Raw genomic sequence first — 17,295 nt, forward strand, 5'->3', positions numbered from 1 at the left:
CACCGCAGGGATGCGCACTCTCTCCGCCCTGATCGCCCCGCTCGCGCTTGTCCTTTCGGGCTGTGCGGCCACCCAGACCACCGCTCCGGCCACTGCTCCGGCCACTGCTGCCGCTCCGGTTGCGGCCGGCGCGGTCAGCAGCGCCGATCCGCGCGCGACCGCGGCGGGCGAGGCAATCCTCGCAGCTGGCGGCTCAGCCGTTGATGCGGCGATCGCCGTGATGCTGGCGTTGACCGTGGTCGAACCGCAAAGCTCCGGGATTGGCGGCGGCGGCTTCATGGTGCGGGCCGATGGGGCCAAAGGCACGCTGGTGACCTATGATGGGCGCGAAACCGCGCCCGCCGCCGCCACGCCGATGCGCTTCCTTGACGAAAGCGGTACGGTTCTCCCGCGCGAGACCCGCGTGTTTTCGGGCCTCAGCGTCGGGGTGCCGGGCAATGTCGCGCTCGCGGCCAAGGCGCACGCGGCCCACGGCAAGCTGCCTTGGACCAAGCTGTTTGAACCCGCCATTGCGCTTGCCGAAGATGGTTTCGTGATGAACCGGCGCCTCTACGAATCGCTCAAGGGCAACAAGGGCCGCGCCGACAAGTCCGACAGCGCCCGCGCGGTGTTCTTCGGCGCGGATGGCGAGCCGCTGCCGGTTGGCTCGACCGTTAGGGTGCCAATGCTAGCGGGGACGTTACGCGAGCTTGCGCAGTACGGACGTCAAGCGATGTATGGCCCCGGCCGTGCTGCAGAACTCGCCGATTATATCGCTGCTGCCACCCCGCAAGACGGTCGGATGACAGATATAGATATTGGCGCTTACTCCGCTGAGGAACGCGAACCCATCTGCACTCGTTATCGCGTCTACAAGGTCTGCGGCATGGGCCCGCCATCATCGGGCGGGACCGCAGTGGCGCAAATGCTCGGCCAGCTGGAACGCTTCGATCTCGCCGCGCTTGGCCCGGACAGTCCGACCTTCTGGCACCTGTTCATCGAAAGCCAGCGCCTCGCCTATGCAGACCGCGAGCTGTATTCCGGCGATGCCGATTTCGTCGAAGTGCCCACCAAGGGATTGGTCGATCCAGGCTACCTGGCCTCCCGTTCGGCGCTGATTTCCCCCGAGGCGAGGATCGCCAAGCCTGAAGCCGGCGTTCCGCCCGGCGCACCGCAGCTGCGCGGTGACGGGCCGGAGGAGCCCGAGAACGGCACCACCCATTTTGCGGTCGTGGACGCAGGCGGCAACGCGGTCAGCTATACCTCGACCATCGAAGGCGCCTTCGGATCGGGGCTGCACTGGGGCGGGTTTTACCTCAACAACGAACTGACCGATTTCACGCTGACACCAGAAGTGGATGGCAAGCCGGTCGCCAACCGCGTTGAAGGGGGCAAGCGCCCGCGATCGTCAATGGCGCCGACCATCGTGTTCGATGCCAGCGGCAAGCCCGTGCTGGTCATCGGCGCGGCGGGCGGGCCGACGATCCCGGTAACCGTCGCCCGCGCGATCATCGGCGTGCTCGATTTCAATCTCGGCGCGCAGGACGCGCTTGCCTTGCCGTTTGCCATGTCGTTTGGGGACACGCTGCTGATCGAAGAAGGCAGCGCGGTAGCCGCAATGAAAGATCAACTGGCAGCCCTGGGCCACACGGCCATCCGCCTTGCGCCAGCGCCGATCAAAGCCAACGCGCTGGGGCGGCGCGCCGATGGAAGCTGGGAGGTTGCCACGGAACCGCGTCTGGTCAGCGTTGTCACGCCCTAAGACTTGGCTCTGCCGTTCATCCCGGTGCTTGCCGCTACGGCCAACAGCTTCTAATCTGCTGCGCCAACGGGGTCGCCTGTGAACCCCGACATCATAAGCCCGAAGGGATCAGGAGCTTTTGCCAATGCACGCCCCCACAGCCAATCACGCTGCCCGCGCGGTTGTAAACCCGGCGGACCACCCGCTGCTGCAGGACATCGACGGCGCGCAGAACCTTGTCGCGCTGTTTCTGAAGCGCGCTGACGAAAAGGGCGATGCGCCATTCCTGGGGCACAAGACCGGCGGCCAATGGGTCACGCAAAGCTGGCGATCGGCAGCGGAGCATGTCTGCCTGCTTGCCGAGGGCTTGCGCAGCATGGGCCTGGAGGATGGCGACCGGGTTGCGCTGGTTGCCGAAAACCGCCCCGAATGGTGCATCGCGGACCTCGCGATCATGGCCGCCGGGTGCATCACCGTGCCGACCTACACCACCAACACCCGCCGCGATCATGCGCACATCCTCGATAATTCGGGCGCACGCGCGGTGATCGTCTCGACCGAAAAGCTGCTGGCCCCGGTGGTCGGCGCGATCGGGCAGACCGGGCTGGTGGAACATGTCATCGGCATCGATGATCTGAAGCGCCAGCAATCGGGCAGTTTTGAATATCATGCCTGGGCCGGCCTCGTCACGGGCGATGCGGCGGCGGCGCGGGCGGCGGTGGATGACAGGATCAGCCGGATCGAACGTTCGGAAACCGCCTGCCTGATCTACACCAGCGGCACTGGCGGCGCCCCGCGCGGCGTGATGCAGCACCACGGCGCGATCCTGTGCAATGTCGCCGGCGCGGCCGAAGTGCTGATCGAGGATTTCGGCCTGACCGAGGAACGGTTCCTGTCGTTCCTGCCCCTGTCCCACGCCTATGAACATTCGGGCGGGCAATACCTCCCCATCGGGGTGGGTGCGGAAATCTTCTATTCGGAAGGGCTGGAGAAGCTCGCCAGCAATATCGAGGAAACCCGCCCGACGCTGATGGTGGTGGTCCCGCGCCTGTTTGAAGTGCTGCGCACGCGGATCATGAAGCAGGTCGAAAAGCAGGGCAAAGTCGCCAATTTCATGATGGACACCGCGCTCAAAATCGCGGGGAACAGCAAGGACGGCAAGAAACGGCTGCGCGACAAGCCGCTGGATTTCCTTGTCGAGAAAACCCTGCGCCCCAAGATCCGCGCCAAATTCGGCGGGCGGGTCAAGGCGATGGTGTCAGGCGGTGCACCGCTCAATCCCGAAGTCGGCAATTTCTTCGAGGCGATGGGCATCACCATGCTGCAAGGCTACGGCCAGACCGAAGCCGGGCCGGTGATCAGCTGCAATCGCCCCAAGGTCGGTCTCAAGATGGACACCGTCGGCCCGCCGCTGCGGGGCGTCGAGGTGCGCATCGCCGAGGATGGCGAAATCCTGGTGCGCGGCGAGCTGGTGATGCACGGCTATTGGCGCAACGATGCGGAAACCGCACGGACGCTTCAGAATGGCTGGCTGCACACCGGGGACATCGGCCATTTCGACAACCGCGGCCGGATCGTCATCACCGACCGCAAGAAGGACATGATCGTCAACGACAAGGGCGACAATATCGCGCCCCAGAAGGTTGAAGGGATGCTGACCCTCCAGCCTGAAATTGCCCAAGCCATGGTGAGCGGGGACAAGCGGCCCTATGTCGTTGGCCTGATCGTGCCCGATGCCGAATGGGCGCTGGAATGGGCGCGGGCCAATGGCGAGAAGTTCGATCTCAAAGCCTTGCAGGAGCTGCCCGCCTTCAAGAACGCGGTGCGCGCGGCGGTGGATCGCACGAATGCTGACCTGTCCGTGATCGAAAAGGTTCGCCAGTTCGCCTTCGCGGATGAGGCCTTCGCGATCGAAAACGAGGAAATGACGCCGAGCATGAAGATCCGCCGTCACAAGATCCGCGAGCGGTATCAGGCGCGGATTGACGGATTGTATCGGGGTTAGCCGGTCAGACCATCCGCGCGAAGTTGGCGGCTCCCGGAGCGGGGCCCGCAGCACGGCTCGGGGCAGAGGTTATCGGCGAAGCGGGCCCTTTGGTCGCAGTGGAGCCGCCTTGCTCTGTCAGCGCCGCGACTTTCGCGATCGCGCCCTCCAGCTGCTCTGCTGCAAGGGAATAGAACACCAGTTTGGCGATCTTGCGGGTTTCGACCAGACCGGCATGACGCAGCACGCCCAATTGCTGCGAGAGCGCGGGCTGGAGAATACCAGTCACCTGTTCGATCTCACCGACATTGCGCTCGCCCGCGGCCAAGGCGCTGAGAATGCGAAAGCGCAACGGATGGGCGAGCGCTTTCAGCACGTCGATCAGATTGTCCGGCTCCATCAGTCTTCGCCCTCGCTGTGGGACAGGAACCAACCGGTCATATCGGCAGCGCCATAAACCTCATCCAGATCATGTGAGGGTGCCTTGAGCATCGGTTCACCCGGTTGCCAGTTTGCCGGCGCCAGTGTGCCGCGCGCGTCGATGGCCTGAAGCGCGCCGAGAATCCGCAGCATTTCAGGGACCGATCGGCCCAGGTTCGCCGGGTAGCAGTTCATCGCCCGGATGACGCCTTGGGGGTCGATGAAGAAGGTTGTGCGCACGGCCGCGCTGTTGCTGTCCTGCGGGGAAACCATGCCGAAGGCGCGGGCGATGACCAGCGTGGGATCCTCAAGGATCGGGAAGCGCACTTCGACCCCGAAGCGGTCGCGGATCATGCGCAGCCACGCAAAGTGCGAAAACAGGCTGTCGACCGAAAGCGCCATCAACGCGCAATCGCGCGCTGCAAAGGCGGCAGCCTCGCGGGCGAGGGCGACAAATTCGGTGGTGCAGACCGGCGTAAAGTCCGCAGGGTGCGAGAACAATACAAGCCACCGTCCTCGGTATGCCGAAAGCCGGACCGGGCCAATGGTGCTGCGCGCCTCGAAGTCAGGAGCAAGGTCGCCAATGCGGAGGCCGGCACATGGGGGTGCAGGGGGGAGTGCGTGATCCATGCCCTGTGCCATATCACTTGACTGCGGCATTACAACACACATATACATGAAATGTGTAATCGAGCGGGAATTGGCATGGCTGGGGATGATCCGGTATTGGCGGCGGCGACCGCTCAAATCCTGCGGGCGTCAGGCGATGCTGCGCTGCGGCCTGAGATCGCGGGCTTTTTTGACCCGGCAACCTTCACCATCACCTATGTGGTTCACGATAAGGCGACGCGAGAGGCGGCAATTATCGATCCGGTGCTGGACTTCGATCCCAATTCCGGGCGGACGGCAACAACCTCAGCCGACGCTATCATTGCTCATGTCATTTCGCATAATCTGAAAGTGAAGTGGCTGCTTGAAACCCATGCCCACGCCGATCACTTCTCCGCGGCGCCTTACATGCAGGAAAAGCTGGGCGGGAAAATCGCCATCGGTGCCAAGATCACGGCGGTGCAGACCGTGTTTGGCAAGCTGTTCAACGCCGGCACCGAGTTTGCGCGAGACGGTTCGCAATTCGATGAATTGTTCAGCGATGGCGACAGTTTCGCCATCGGCGATGTGCCGGTCACCGTGATGCATGTACCCGGCCACACGCCCGCCGACATCGCCTATCTTGTGGGGGATGCAGTGTTCACCGGCGACACCATGTTCATGCCCGATTACGGCACCGCCCGCGCCGACTTCCCCGGCGGCGATGCGCGAACGCTGTTCCGGTCCTTGCGGCGCATCCTGTCGCTGCCGCCCGCGACCCGGCTGTTCATGTGTCATGACTACCTTCCCCAAGGCCGGACGCAGCACCTGTGGGAGACCACGGTTGCCGCCGAACGCGCAGGCAATGTCCATGCCCATGATGGCGTAACCGAGGACGAATTCGTCGCCATGCGCGAAGCGCGCGACGCCGCGCTGGACATGCCGCGCCTGATCCTGCCTTCCGTGCAGGTCAACATGCGCGCAGGCCACATGCCGGCCCCCGACGATAATGGCGTCGTCTATCTCAGGATCCCGGTCAACGCGGTATGAGCCTGTCGACGATCAGTCTGCCCGGCTTTCCCAATGCTGCGCCGGTTGGTGGTTTGGCGGGCGGCGTGCTGATCGGGGTGGCGGCGGCGCTGATGTTGCTGGGAGCGGGACGAATTGCGGGCGTTTCCGGTATCGCTGCCCGGGCTTTTGGCCTGACTGACAGCGGGCTGCCGCGGCTGGGCGCGCTGGCCTTTGTGATCGGCCTACCGCTGGGCGCGCTGATCGTCACCAGCCAGACAGGCGCGGCCACACCCATCTTTGCCGGGCCGGTCACGCTGGTGATGGCCGGCCTCATCGTGGGCATCGGCACGCGGCTGGGCAGCGGCTGCACCAGCGGTCATGGCGTGTGCGGCTTAAGCCGTTTGTCGCAACGCTCGCTCGTGGCAACGGCGACCTTCATGATGACAGGCTTTGCCACGGTCGCAGCGATGAATGCGCTGGGTATCGCGGTGCTGCCATGATCCGCGACGTTCTGATCCCGCTGGCCGCCGGCACGATTTTCGGTGCCGGGCTGACAGTCGGCGGCATGACCGATCCTGCGCGGGTGCGCGGATTTCTTGATCTGTTCGGCGGATGGGATCCGACCTTGGCCTTTGTCATGGGCGGGGCGGTGCTGGTGATGGCCCTTGCCTGGGCGGTGCAACGCAAGCTGCCGCGCCCCTTCTTTGGCGATGGCTTTACGCTTCCTGATCGCACGGACGTTACGGCCCGTCTGGTTGGCGGATCGGCCCTGTTCGGAATTGGCTGGGGAATTGCCGGATTGTGCCCCGGCCCCGGCTTTGCTGCGCTGGCGATTGCCCCCGGTTCGGCGGCGATTTTTGTCGCAGCGATGCTTGCCGGAATGGTGATCGCGGGGTTGATCGAAGCGAAGGCATGATCCTGCGCAGGGGCAACCGAAAGCGGTGCCCCTGCGCCATGTTACCGCCTTCAGAAACCTAGAACCAGAATCAACCCGCCGAGGGCCGCCGCGCCCAAGACCCGCAGCACTGACCACTTGAGCCCGAACGTCAGAGCAATCGCCAGCACGGACAGCAGCCCGGCGCGCCAGTCGAAGCTGGCAAGGTCAGGCCAGTAAAGCCGCAGCGGGCCAAACTGGCGCTGGCCGACCGTGCCAAACAGCACGTGCAGCGCGAACCATGCGGTGAGGTTGGCAATCACGCCCACCACCGCTGCCGTCACGGCTGCCAGCCCGCCCTTCAGCCGCACCGCATGGCCCAGCCGGTCAATCCACGGCGCAAAGGCGAAGATCCACATGAAGCATGGCGCAAAGGTAACCCACGTGGTCAATCCTGCGCCCATCAACCCTGCCATCATCGGTGAGAACGGCTCGGGCGCGCGGAAGGCCGCGAGATAGCCGACGAATTGCGTCACCAGGATCAGCGGGCCGGGCGTGGTCTCGGCCAGGCCAAGCCCATCAGCCATCTCGCCGGGGCGCAGCCAGCCAAAGCCTTGCACCGCCTCCTGCGCCATATAGGCAAGCACCGCATAGGCCCCGCCGAAGGTGACGATGGCCAGCTGCGAAAAGAACGCTCCGATCTCCCACAGCACATGGTCCTGCCCCAGCGTCAGCGCAATCACGGCCATCGGCGCGGCCCACACCGCGCCCCAGGTGGCGACCGAAAGGAACGTCGTGCGCCACGGGCGCTCGGGCATGGCGCGGGCAGGGGCGCCCGGCTTGATTGCCAGCAGATCGGGCCGCCGGGACGCGACCACCATGCCGATCACGCCCGACCCAAGCACGATCAGCGGGAAAGGCAGATCGAAGAAGAACAGCCCGGCAAATGCCGCCGCTGCCAGCGCGCGTTTCAATCCAGTATCAAGCGCGCGGCCGGCGATCCGCAGCAAGGCCTGCACCACAATCGCCAGCACCGCCGCCTTCACGCCGAGGAACAGTGCTTCGACCCAGGCAAGATTGGCGGCAATCGCATAAAGCACCGACAGCGCCAGAATGATCGCTGCGCCGGGGATGACAAACAGCAGCCCGGCGGCGAGCCCGCCGCGCCAGCCATGCAGGCGCCACCCGATCCATGTGGCAAGCTGCTGGGCTTCCGGGCCGGGCAGCAGGTGGCAGAAGTTGAGCGCATGCAGGAAATCATCCTCGGCGATCCACTGACGCTCGTCGACCAATTCGCGGTGCATCAGCGCGATTTGCCCGGCTGGTCCGCCAAAGCTGAGGAGGCCGATGCGGGTGAAAGCCCGCAGCAGATCACCAAAGGAAATCGGGGATGTGGGTGCTGCGCTTGCCAAGAAAACCTCGCAAAAAAGACCCTGCCGGAACCGGCAAGGTTACGAGGCAACGCTTGGGCCAGTCTCAGCCTGAGCGGGGGGTTGCTCTGCCCCGCTGCACCATCCTGTATTGTCGCAGGGCCGCAAGTTCAAGACAGATTGCGGATCTTGCCGATCGCCGGACGATGGGCTTGAAACCGGGTTGATAAACTCTCCCCAGCGTTCGGCTGACATTGTCCCGATGAAACGTCTATTTGATTTCGGGATTTGAGCCTGCTGGCAGGTTGGTTCTCCCAAATCGCAGAAAAGTCGGATAGGGGGGCGCATGGACACAGACCACAATCGCCAGCGCGGCGGTATCGTGACAGCTGGCATGAAGTCTGCGCGAGGCCCGGTAACCAGCCCCGCTTCGGTCGCCCGCGCGACCCTGATCGTTCTTGCGATTATCGGTTGTGCCTGGCTGATGATCGCGCTCAACCGCTTCTTCCTGCTGGTTTTTGCAGCGATTGTGCTGGCTGCGGTGTTCGATGCGATCACCCGCCGGATCTGCCAGTGGACGGGCATCGCGCGCCCGTTTGGACTTACCCTTGCGATCCTCTCCTTTCTCGGGGTGTTCGTGGGCGCCTTCGGGCTGTTTGGCGCCCAGCTGGCGGGTGAGTTCGATACGATCCGGCAAACCGTGCCGACGGCCATCGCGGGGCTTCAGGGCTTTCTTGACCGGTTTGGCATGGGGACGGCGGTGACCGATCTTGCCAAGGTCGGCAACGAAGATATCTCGCAGCTGTTCACCCAGGCCGGGGGTTTTGCACTGGCCGCGGGCAACGGGATCGCCGATTTTGTTCTGGTGCTGGTCGGTGCGATTTTCATGGCTGCCGATCCTGGCGTGTACCGCCGCGGGTTCCTGATGCTGGTCCCGCGCACGGCCGAAACGCATGCTGCACAATTACTGGATGATTCAGCCGAGGGTCTGCGCGGGTGGATGATCGGACAGGCGGTGTCATCGCTTGTGGTGGCGGCGCTGACATCGATCGGGCTGTGGCTGCTGGGCGTTCCGGCGGCAGGCGGGCTTGGCGTGATTGCCGGACTGCTCGATATCATCCCGATGGTAGGGCCGATCATTGCCGGGGTCCCGGCGGTGTTGCTGGCGTTTACGGTGTCTCCTCTGACCGCCTTGTGGACGTTGCTGCTGTTTCTCGCGATCCAGCAATTGCAGGGCAATGTCCTGCAACCCATGATCCAGAAACACGCGGTCGACATCCCGCCTGCACTGCTGCTGTTTGCGGTGCTGGCGTTTGGTTTGTTGTTCAGCTTCCTCGGCGTGCTGCTCGCGGCGCCCCTGACGATCGTGAGTTTCATCTTCGTGCGGCGGATCTATGTCGAAACGATCCTAGGCAAACCGGTCCCGGCTGACGACGCAGACTGATCCGGCCCGCATACCCAGCGTTCGTCCCGCACCTCGAGCGGCCTGCGCTGTCACGCGATTGCAATTCTTCCCCCGCATGTCGCCCGGATTGTTCGATTTCGTCACAAGGGTTCGTCTCCATGCAGAAACGTCGCGCTCCTTCATGGTGTTTCTTGGCGACGGCGGGGCTTGCGCTTGCGCATTACGGCGTCGCGGCCTCTGCCACCCCAGCCCCGGACACGCCCGTTGACCTGCGCGGAGAGGCCGCACCCGCAGCGCCCGGACGGCCCTATGCCGCGCGCAATCTGCCGGATCGCATCATCCTGTCGCCCGGCGGCGATCCCGCAACGGAGATGGGCGTATCGTGGCGCACCGACATGGCAGCGAACGAGACGACCGCAGAGCTTGCCGAGCTGGTCCCCGCGCCCAACTTCGGACTGCGCGCCGCTGCTGTGGCCGGAGCGAACGTCACGGCCATCAGCGAAAACGGCGAGGCGCGGTATCACAAGGTCCGGTTTACCGGGCTGAAGCCGGGGACGGCCTATGCCTACCGGGTCAGGGGATCGGCAGGCTTTTCCGAATGGCACCAGTTCCGCACCGCGAGCGCCACTGCCGCGCCGTTCCGGTTCATTTACATGGGCGACACGCAGAACCGCATTCTCGACATCGGCTCGATCGGATGGCGGCGCGCGCTGCTGCAAGCGGGCAATCCGGCGCTGATGCTGCACGCGGGCGATCTGGTCGCAAGCCGCGATGATCTGACCCATGATGACGAATGGGGTGAATGGACCGCCACCGGCGGCTGGGCGCTGGCCACCGTCCCGCAGGTTCCCGCGGCGGGCAACCACGAATATGTCGACCTGATCAACGCCGACGGCAGCGAGACCCGCCGGCTGGGCGGCCACTGGCCGGTAATGTTCAATCTCCCCGCCAACGGCGCGGCCGGTGCGGAAAAGACCAGTTATTTCACCGACTATCAGGGCGTGCGGTTTGTCGTGCTCGACGGCACCTCGGCGCTCGATCTGGGCACCTTGCAGGCGCAGACCGCATGGCTCGACGCGCGGCTGGGCGAAGCGCCGGGCCGCTGGAAGATCGTGCTGTTCCACCAACCGATCTTCACCTGTGCGCGCCCCGGCGACACGCCGGTGCTGAAAGCGGCCTGGAAGCCGTTGTTCGAAAAGCACAAGGTCGATCTGGTGCTGCAAGGCCACGACCACTGCTACGGCAGGTTGACGTCGGAAGCCGGGCGGGCCGCCGGGGTCGAGGCGCGAGCGGGCGGCGCGATGCAAGGGCCGGTCTACATGGTCTCGGTCGCGGGTGCCAAGATGTATGGCCTTAACGACCGTGCCGATACCCAGCCCGACCGGGTGGCCGAGGACACCAGCCTGTTCCAGGTGATCGATGTGGCTGCTGACCGCTTGGCCTTGCGCGCCTATCTCAACACCGGAGTGCTATATGACGGCTTCGATCTGGTGAAATCGGACACGGGCAACCGGCTTGAAGAACTGCCCGATGATTTGCCAACGGTGCGGCGCTGTTCAGGGCCGGCGCAGCTGATCGACCAGCCGATGCCCGCAGACAGGCTCGGCCCGGACGGCCTTCCCTGCACCGCCGAAGTCAAGGACTGACACCCGCCTGCACAAAATCGGTCACGCGCAGGCCGGTTGTAACAGCAATGACCCGGAACGGTCGCCACCATTTCATCAAGCCGCCTTAGGCCCCCCGCCAGATTGAGCGCGCTGTCGCGCGATTACAGGGGGCCTTCCATGCGTCTGATCCGTTTGCTCACCGGGAGCGCTGTTGTTGCTGTTGTTGCAGGTCTCGCCGCGCCTGCTGTTGCGGGTGAGGTCGCCGGCGTGGTCGCCGACGCCACCGACACCACGGGCCTGCGCGCCGCCGAAGTGGTGATCGAGGAACTTGGCCGCCGTACCGTGACCAGCGGCGATGGCAGCTATATTTTCAACGACGTGCCCGAAGGCACCTATACCGTCACCGCCCGCTATGTCGGGGCGGACCCGGTGCGGCTCAGCATCACGGTTCCTGCCGCAGGCGCTGTCCGCCAGAACTTTGCACTGGGTGAGGCGGGGTCGGACATTCTGGTGCTTGGCCAAAGCGCGAACCTCGCCTCGGCCCTGTCGCGCAAGCGCGCCGCGGACGGCGTCTCCGACGTGCTGACCCGCGACGCCATCGGCCAGTTTCCCGATCAGAATGTCGCCGAATCGCTGCGCCGCGTTCCGGGCATCAATGTCCTCAACGATCAGGGTGAAGGCCGGTTCGTGACCGTGCGCGGGCTCGACCCCAACCTCAACGCAACCTCGCTGAACGGCGTGCGCGTGCCGGCGCCCGGGATCGATGAGCGCGGCGTGGCGCTCGATGTGATTTCCTCGGACATCATCGAATCGATCGAGGTCAAGAAGTCGCTCACCCCCGACATGGACGCCGACACCATTGGCGCTTCGATCGAGATCAAGACCACCAGCGCCTTTGACCGCAAGAACGACCTCTACGTCGTCAAGCTTGGCGGCAGCTATAATGACTATTCGGGCCAACTGACCCCCGACGTCGGATTCGATTTCGCCACCAAGCTGTCCGACAATTTCGGGGTCACAGGCGGCCTGTCCTATTATCAGCGCGAGTTTGAAAGCGACAACATCGAAGCCGATGGCTGGCAGGACGATGGCGGCCTGATCTATGCCGAGGAAATCCAGTACCGCGACTATGATGTCGAGCGCGAACGCATCAGCGCAACGCTCGGCTTCGATGCACGGGTCGGCTCGCATACCGAGCTTTATCTCAAGGGCGTTTACAGCGAATTCAACGATCAGGAATTCCGCCGCGATGTGATCTTCGTGCTGGAAGATGCCAATGTTGCAGGCAGCGGCAGTCAGGCGGTGTTCGATGACGCCGAGACCGAAATCGAAATCCGCCGCCGGGCGAAGGACCGCTTCGAATCCAGCAAGATCCGCACGGTGGTGTTTGGCGGGGAAAGCCGGTTCGGTGCCTTCAACGCCGATTATGCCGTCAGCTGGGCGAAGTCGGGCGAAACCAAGAACGGCTCGCTCGATCCGACGCGGTTTGATGGGAACTTTGAGGATTCCGGACTGGAAATCGGGTTCGATTACAGCAATCCGCGCATTCCGCTCTATGCGGTGACCGGTAACCGCGCAGGCTTCGTCGATCCGGCCAATTACGAGCTGGATTCCATCGAATTCACCGCAAACTCCGTCGGCGAGGACGAGGAATTCGCCGCGCGCTTCGATCTTGGCTATGAGATCAACAGCGATGCCGGAACCCTCACGCTCCAGGGCGGCGCCAAGGCGCGCTGGCGCCAGAAGACTTTCGGCGCCCGGTTCGAGTTCTGGGAAAATGACGACCTGACGCTCGCCGATGTGCTGGGTGCCGGACAGACCTATCGCCTCGCCGATATCTCCCCGCTCCCCGGCTTCACCGAAGCCACCGATGTCTTCAACGCCAATCGCGATGATTTCGAACTCAACGAAATCGACACCGCGCTTGCCAGCAACGTCGAAAACTTTGCGGTCGATGAAGACATCGTCGCCAGCTACCTGCTGGGCCGCTGGGAAAGCAGCAAGCTGCTGGTGATTGGGGGCCTGCGGTATGAGCGCACGTACAACCGGCTTGCCGGCAATGTGGTGCAGCTGATCGAGGAAGACGGCACGCTTCCGGGCGGTGGCATTGCGGCTGAAGATACCGTGCTGGTCACACCAACCTCGACCGAACGCAATTATGATCACTGGTTGCCCAGCCTCAATATCCGTTACGCCGTGCAGCCCGATCTGATCCTGCGCGCGGCCGCTTATCGCAGTCTGGTCCGCCCGAACATCGCCGATCTCGCGCCCCGCACTGTGATCGAAGATGATGAGGCGTCGGCCGGCAATCCCGGTCTGGTGCCTTACGAGGCGTGGAATTTCGACGCCACGGCAGAATATTACATGTCGAACAACGGGGCGATCACCGCCGGGCTGTTCTACAAGGAAATCGACAACTTCATCTTCAGCCAGCGGATCACCGATCCCGATCCGATCCTCGGGGTCGACATCACCCGGCTGGACACCACGTTGAACGGCGAGACGGCCGAAATTTTCGGGGTGGAGCTGGGCTTTTCGCAGCAGCTCGATTTCTTGCCGGGCTTGCTGTCGGGCTTCCTCGTGCAGGCCAATTACACCTTTACCGATGCCAAGGGCCTGATTTCCGATGGCGATATCGACGCTATTGCCGACACGCCGACGTTCCGCGAAATCACGCTGCCCAGCGCCAGCCGCCACACCTTCAATGGCGTGCTGGGTTATGAAAAGGGCCCGGTCTCGCTGCGTCTGGCGGGCACCTACCGCGATCTTTATCTCGATGAAATCCAGGGCGGAGCCGATGAAGACCGCTTCGTCGACAGCCTGTTCCAGCTCGACTTTTCAGGCCGCTACACAATCAACAAGAACTTCCAGACCTTCTTCGAGTGGATCAACATCAATGACGCAGAATATTTTGCGTTCAATCGCCTGGGCGGGCAGCAAAACGTGCTCCAGTTTGAAAAGTACAACTGGACAATGAAGGGCGGCATTCGGCTCACCTTCTAGGCACAAGCAGCGGGCGCGAGGCTGGCTGGCTATCAACGCCAGTTGCCCTCAAGCCCGCTTTGCTGTTGCGCCAGCCCGACCCGGCTTCACCCGCTCCGTCTGGGCTGATAATTTACGCGATAAAAGCGCGGCGATCATAACGCCGCGGGGAAGCCCCGCCGCCTGCGCCTCTTCGGGAAGACAAGCAGGCAGAACGGGCCAGCGTGGCATATCTCGCCCGCAGGCATTACCTCGCCCCAATCCATCCGGATATATGTCTGCATAGAGCGCGATCAGCTTATATGCTGCATGCGGCCCGGCCTGAAACAGGCCGGTGGCGGAGACGGAGGGATTCGAACCCTCGGTACCCTGATAGAGTACGGTTCCTTAGCAGGGAACTGGTTTCAGCCACTCACCCACGTCTCCGGGCAACTGCGTTGGCTCGGGGCGGCGCTATAGGCGGCCTCGGCGTCAGCGGCAAGGTGGCTCTGCGAAAAATCGCATGGGCCCTGTGCGAACGCGGCGCATCGGCATGGTTCGGCACGCATTCAGGCTGGCCCGGTTAGGCCTCAACCGCTCGTCGCAAATCCGATTCGCTCCAGCGACGAGCGCTTGCCTGCGGTGCATGAAGCGATTCTCCTGCACTCTGCATAAATCCGGGGCTGACACGTCACTGCGAAAGGCTGCATGATGAGCTTGATGATCGCCCGTTTCCCCGACCTTGGCCGCCCATTGGCTGGGCTGGTGCTGGGAGCCTTTGCGGCGCTGGCTCTGACAGCCCCGGCGGCGGCCCAGAACCTTGAAACATTTGATCCAGATGCGGCCTACAGCCAGCAGAACGGTGCCGGCGGCATCGATGCTGACCTGTCCGCGCCGCAAGGGACGACCCCGGTGCCGGTGCCCCCGCCCGCTGAAGCCCCCGCGCCCGACCCGCAGTTCGACAGCGAGTTCGGCAATTACGCCGCCCCGCCGCCTGCTGCTGCTGCGCCAGTGCCGGATCAAGGCGTCGCCCCCGTGACCACCGCAGCGCAGAACACGGGCCAAACCTATGGCGAAGACGATCTGATCGGCGCGGCGGAAGGCGTATTCGGCAAGGGCGCCGAAGGGCTTGCCAAGCTGATCGAGGATTTGCTGAAAAAGCAGGGCGAACCCAACGGGTACATCGTCGGGCGCGAGGCGGGCGGGGCGTTCATCGTCGGCGCGCGCTATGGCTCGGGTACGCTGCATCACAAGATCGAAGGCACCCAGCCGGTCTATTGGACCGGGCCGTCGGTCGGCTTTGACGTCGGTGCCAACGCTGCGAACACCTTCGTGCTGGTGTACAACCTTTACGATACCGAGGAGTTGTTCAAACGCTTTCCGGCGGGCGAAGGACAGGCCTATTTCGTTGGCGGCCTCAACGCCAGCTACCTGCGGCGCGGCGATGTGGTGCTGATCCCGATCCGGGTCGGTGCGGGGCTGCGATTGGGCGTCAATGCAGGCTACATGAAGTTCTCGAAAGAACAAAAGTGGATGCCTTTCTGACCCGCTAGGCGCAAACCCGGTTGCGATGCTGCGCCGGGCGCGCCATGGCGCTGGGCATGATGCTTGACCGACTCAGCCCCCAGGCGCCTGACGCGCTCCTCGCTCTGATCCGCCTCCACGCTGCCGACCCGCGTGAGGACAAGATCGATTTGGGTGTGGGTGTGTATCGCACCGAGGCGGGCGCCACGCCGGTGTTTGCCGCGATCAAGGCAGCCGAACAGCAGCTGGTCGATACCCAGGACAGCAAAAGCTACCTCGGCCCGGAAGGCGACATGAACTTCGTCAACGCGCTGATGCCCTATATCTTCGGCGCTGACCCGACGATGGGCGGACGTATCAGCGGGATGCAGACGCCGGGCGGGACCGGCGCTGTGCGTCTGGCGCTGGCACTGGCGCAAAAGGCCGGGGTGCGGCGTGTGCACATGGGCGTGCCAAGCTGGCCCAACCACGCGCAGATCCTCGCCGATCTCGGCATGGAACTGGCCCCGTTCGATCACGCCAACGCCGATGGCAGCGCCAATCTGGATGCGGTGCTGGCGGCGATCAATGGCGCAGGCGATGATGAGGCCGTGTTGCTGCATGCCTGCTGCCACAACCCGACCGGGATCGATTACACCGCCGATGATTGGGCCGCGATCGCTGCGGCTTTCGCCGATAGCGGCACCTTCCCGATTATCGATTCGGCCTATCAGGGCCTAGGTCATGGGATGGAGGAAGATGCCGCCGGGTTGCGTGCGGTTCTGGCCGCGGTGCCCGAAGCCTTCATCGCCTATAGCTGCGACAAGAACTTCGGTCAGTACCGCGACCGGGTCGGCGCGTTCTATGTGCTCGCCAAGGAGCCAGGGGCGCTTGATACGGCTTTCTCCAACGCCAACGCGCTGGCGCGCGCAGCGTGGTCGATGCCGCCCGATCACGGCGGCGCCGCGGTGCGGATCATCCTTCGCGACCCCGATATGACCGCGCAGTGGCTGGCTGAGCTTGACGATATGCGCGTCCGGATGCGGCAGGTGCGTGATGCGCTCGCCAAGGCAGGTACGGCAGGGCGGATCGATCTGACGCCGCTGGGCAGCCAGAATGGTCTGTTCGCGATGCTGCCGGTCACCAAGGACGAGGTCGCACAGCTTCGCGAAGACCACGGCATCTATATGGCCGCATCCGGGCGGATCAACATTGCCGGGCTGACCACGGCCAACCTGCCCAAATTCATTGCTGCACTGGCCGCCGTCGCGGGCTGAGAGGCAAGCGGTGCTGGATCGCCAGCCAGAGCTTGAAGGTGACTTGGTTCGGCTGCGGCCGCTGCGCCAAAGCGACTGGGAGGCCCTGTTTGCGGTCGCCTGCGATCCGCTGATCTGGGCGCAGCATCCCGCGCATGACCGCTGGCAGGAGCCGGTGTTCCGGGCGTTTTTCGATGATGCGCTGGCCCAAGGCGGCGCGCTGGCCGTGATCGATGGGGCAAGCGGTGCCATCATCGGATCCTCCCGGTTTCAGGGGTTGGATGATGCTGCGGACGGCTCGGTCGAGATCGGCTGGACGTTTCTTGCGCGGCCCTGTTGGGGCGGCGGTTATAACCACGATCTGAAGCGGCTGATGCTGCGCCATGCGCTGGCGAGCGTGGCCGAATGCCGGTTTATGGTGGGCGAGAACAACATCCGATCACGCCGCGCGCTGGAGCGGATCGGCGCCCGCCTGACCGACCGGCGCGAGGAGCGCATCATGGCGGGCGGCGCGGCGGTTCCGCACCTCACCTATGTCATCACGCGCGAGGATTTTGCACGAGGGCCGCTGTCGCAAAGCCGTTGACCACATTGCG

At 64.0% G+C, this 17,295-nt stretch carries 14 protein-coding genes and 1 tRNA gene; 11 read left to right on the top strand and 4 right to left on the bottom strand.

The window, feature by feature from the left end; genetic code table 11:
- Positions 1 to 10 precede the first annotated feature (10 nt).
- Positions 11 to 1,741, top strand: a complete 1,731-nt coding sequence (gene ggt / locus C0V72_RS09645; protein ID WP_101793924.1) for a gamma-glutamyltransferase — start codon at positions 11 to 13, stop codon at positions 1,739 to 1,741.
- Between the two features lie 124 nt (positions 1,742 to 1,865).
- Positions 1,866 to 3,725 carry an AMP-dependent synthetase/ligase gene (locus C0V72_RS09650; protein WP_101793925.1) on the top strand — a complete coding sequence of 620 codons (1,860 nt, stop codon included), beginning with the start codon at positions 1,866 to 1,868 and terminating at the stop codon, positions 3,723 to 3,725.
- Between the two features lie 4 nt (positions 3,726 to 3,729).
- On the opposite strand, the gene C0V72_RS09655 is transcribed toward C0V72_RS09650, so the two are convergent.
- Both C0V72_RS09655 and C0V72_RS09660 read right to left on the bottom strand, forming a co-directional pair.
- Positions 3,730 to 4,104: an ArsR/SmtB family transcription factor gene (locus C0V72_RS09655; RefSeq protein ID WP_101793926.1), complete on the bottom strand. Its 375-nt coding sequence runs from the start codon at positions 4,102 to 4,104 to the stop codon at positions 3,730 to 3,732.
- Positions 4,104 to 4,796, bottom strand: coding sequence for a peroxiredoxin (locus tag C0V72_RS09660; RefSeq protein ID WP_442792578.1), 693 nt, complete (start codon positions 4,794 to 4,796; stop codon positions 4,104 to 4,106). The genes C0V72_RS09655 and C0V72_RS09660 overlap by 1 nt, the downstream gene beginning before the upstream one ends.
- A 33-nt stretch (positions 4,797 to 4,829) precedes the next feature.
- Here C0V72_RS09660 and C0V72_RS09665 point away from each other — a divergent pair, with 33 nt between their 5' ends.
- The 3 genes from C0V72_RS09665 to C0V72_RS09675 are packed head-to-tail and all read left to right on the top strand — an operon-like array spanning position 4,830 to position 6,639.
- Positions 4,830 to 5,762, top strand: coding sequence for an MBL fold metallo-hydrolase (locus C0V72_RS09665; protein WP_101793927.1), 933 nt, complete (start codon positions 4,830 to 4,832; stop codon positions 5,760 to 5,762).
- Positions 5,759 to 6,223 carry a YeeE/YedE family protein gene (locus tag C0V72_RS09670; protein WP_172438974.1) on the top strand — a complete coding sequence of 155 codons (465 nt, stop codon included), beginning with the start codon at positions 5,759 to 5,761 and terminating at the stop codon, positions 6,221 to 6,223. The genes C0V72_RS09665 and C0V72_RS09670 overlap by 4 nt, the downstream gene beginning before the upstream one ends.
- The gene (locus tag C0V72_RS09675) at positions 6,220 to 6,639 is read left to right on the top strand and encodes a DUF6691 family protein (RefSeq protein ID WP_101793928.1); all 420 of its coding nucleotides are present in this window, start codon (positions 6,220 to 6,222) and stop codon (positions 6,637 to 6,639) included. The genes C0V72_RS09670 and C0V72_RS09675 overlap by 4 nt, the downstream gene beginning before the upstream one ends.
- 50 nt (positions 6,640 to 6,689) lie before the next feature.
- Here C0V72_RS09675 and chrA read toward each other — a convergent pair whose 3' ends face one another.
- A complete protein-coding gene (chrA, locus tag C0V72_RS09680; RefSeq protein ID WP_101793929.1) occupies positions 6,690 to 8,009 on the bottom strand; it encodes a chromate efflux transporter in 1,320 nt (439 codons plus the stop codon).
- Positions 8,010 to 8,313: 304 nt separating this feature from the next.
- Between chrA and C0V72_RS09685 the strand changes: the two genes are divergently transcribed.
- The 3 genes from C0V72_RS09685 to C0V72_RS09695 all read left to right on the top strand — a co-directional run bounded on the left by C0V72_RS09685 (position 8,314) and on the right by C0V72_RS09695 (position 13,982).
- Positions 8,314 to 9,411, top strand: coding sequence for an AI-2E family transporter (locus tag C0V72_RS09685; RefSeq protein ID WP_101793930.1), 1,098 nt, complete (start codon positions 8,314 to 8,316; stop codon positions 9,409 to 9,411).
- Positions 9,412 to 9,563: 152 nt separating this feature from the next.
- Positions 9,564 to 11,018: a purple acid phosphatase family protein gene (locus C0V72_RS09690; RefSeq protein ID WP_233999878.1), complete on the top strand. Its 1,455-nt coding sequence runs from the start codon at positions 9,564 to 9,566 to the stop codon at positions 11,016 to 11,018.
- A gap of 138 nt (positions 11,019 to 11,156) precedes the next feature.
- Positions 11,157 to 13,982: a TonB-dependent receptor gene (locus C0V72_RS09695; RefSeq protein WP_101793932.1), complete on the top strand. Its 2,826-nt coding sequence runs from the start codon at positions 11,157 to 11,159 to the stop codon at positions 13,980 to 13,982.
- 314 nt (positions 13,983 to 14,296) lie between these two features.
- Here C0V72_RS09695 and C0V72_RS09700 read toward each other — a convergent pair.
- A tRNA-Ser gene (locus C0V72_RS09700) sits at positions 14,297 to 14,387 on the bottom strand.
- A gap of 264 nt (positions 14,388 to 14,651) precedes the next feature.
- Here C0V72_RS09700 and C0V72_RS09705 point away from each other — a divergent pair.
- From C0V72_RS09705 to C0V72_RS09715, 3 genes are read left to right on the top strand one after another with little or no spacing between them, the layout of a single operon-like run.
- The gene (locus tag C0V72_RS09705; protein WP_101793933.1) at positions 14,652 to 15,485 is read left to right on the top strand and encodes a DUF1134 domain-containing protein; all 834 of its coding nucleotides are present in this window, start codon (positions 14,652 to 14,654) and stop codon (positions 15,483 to 15,485) included.
- 59 nt (positions 15,486 to 15,544) lie between these two features.
- On the top strand, positions 15,545 to 16,720 hold the full coding sequence (locus tag C0V72_RS09710) for an amino acid aminotransferase (protein WP_101793959.1): 1,176 nt from the start codon (positions 15,545 to 15,547) through the stop codon (positions 16,718 to 16,720).
- Complete coding sequence (locus C0V72_RS09715; protein WP_233999879.1) at positions 16,692 to 17,285, top strand: GNAT family N-acetyltransferase; 594 nt, start codon at positions 16,692 to 16,694, stop codon at positions 17,283 to 17,285. The genes C0V72_RS09710 and C0V72_RS09715 overlap by 29 nt, the downstream gene beginning before the upstream one ends.
- The last annotated feature ends 10 nt before the right edge of the window (positions 17,286 to 17,295 follow it).

This window comes from Porphyrobacter sp. TH134 (genome assembly GCF_002855495.1).
Classification (GTDB): Bacteria; Pseudomonadota; Alphaproteobacteria; order Sphingomonadales; family Sphingomonadaceae; genus Erythrobacter.

Coding starts and splice junctions, on each gene's coding strand:
- C0V72_RS09655 (WP_101793926.1), bottom strand. CDS start 4,104: ATGGAGCCGGACAATCTGATCGACGTGCTGAAAGCGCTCGCCCATCCG.
- C0V72_RS09675 (WP_101793928.1), top strand. CDS start 6,220: ATGATCCGCGACGTTCTGATCCCGCTGGCCGCCGGCACGATTTTCGGT.
- C0V72_RS09685 (WP_101793930.1), top strand. CDS start 8,314: ATGGACACAGACCACAATCGCCAGCGCGGCGGTATCGTGACAGCTGGC.
- C0V72_RS09670 (WP_172438974.1), top strand. CDS start 5,759: ATGAGCCTGTCGACGATCAGTCTGCCCGGCTTTCCCAATGCTGCGCCG.
- C0V72_RS09665 (WP_101793927.1), top strand. CDS start 4,830: ATGGCTGGGGATGATCCGGTATTGGCGGCGGCGACCGCTCAAATCCTG.
- C0V72_RS09710 (WP_101793959.1), top strand. CDS start 15,545: ATGCTTGACCGACTCAGCCCCCAGGCGCCTGACGCGCTCCTCGCTCTG.
- C0V72_RS09650 (WP_101793925.1), top strand. CDS start 1,866: ATGCACGCCCCCACAGCCAATCACGCTGCCCGCGCGGTTGTAAACCCG.
- C0V72_RS09705 (WP_101793933.1), top strand. CDS start 14,652: ATGAGCTTGATGATCGCCCGTTTCCCCGACCTTGGCCGCCCATTGGCT.
- C0V72_RS09695 (WP_101793932.1), top strand. CDS start 11,157: ATGCGTCTGATCCGTTTGCTCACCGGGAGCGCTGTTGTTGCTGTTGTT.
- C0V72_RS09660 (WP_442792578.1), bottom strand. CDS start 4,796: ATGTGTGTTGTAATGCCGCAGTCAAGTGATATGGCACAGGGCATGGAT.
- ggt (WP_101793924.1), top strand. CDS start 11: ATGCGCACTCTCTCCGCCCTGATCGCCCCGCTCGCGCTTGTCCTTTCG.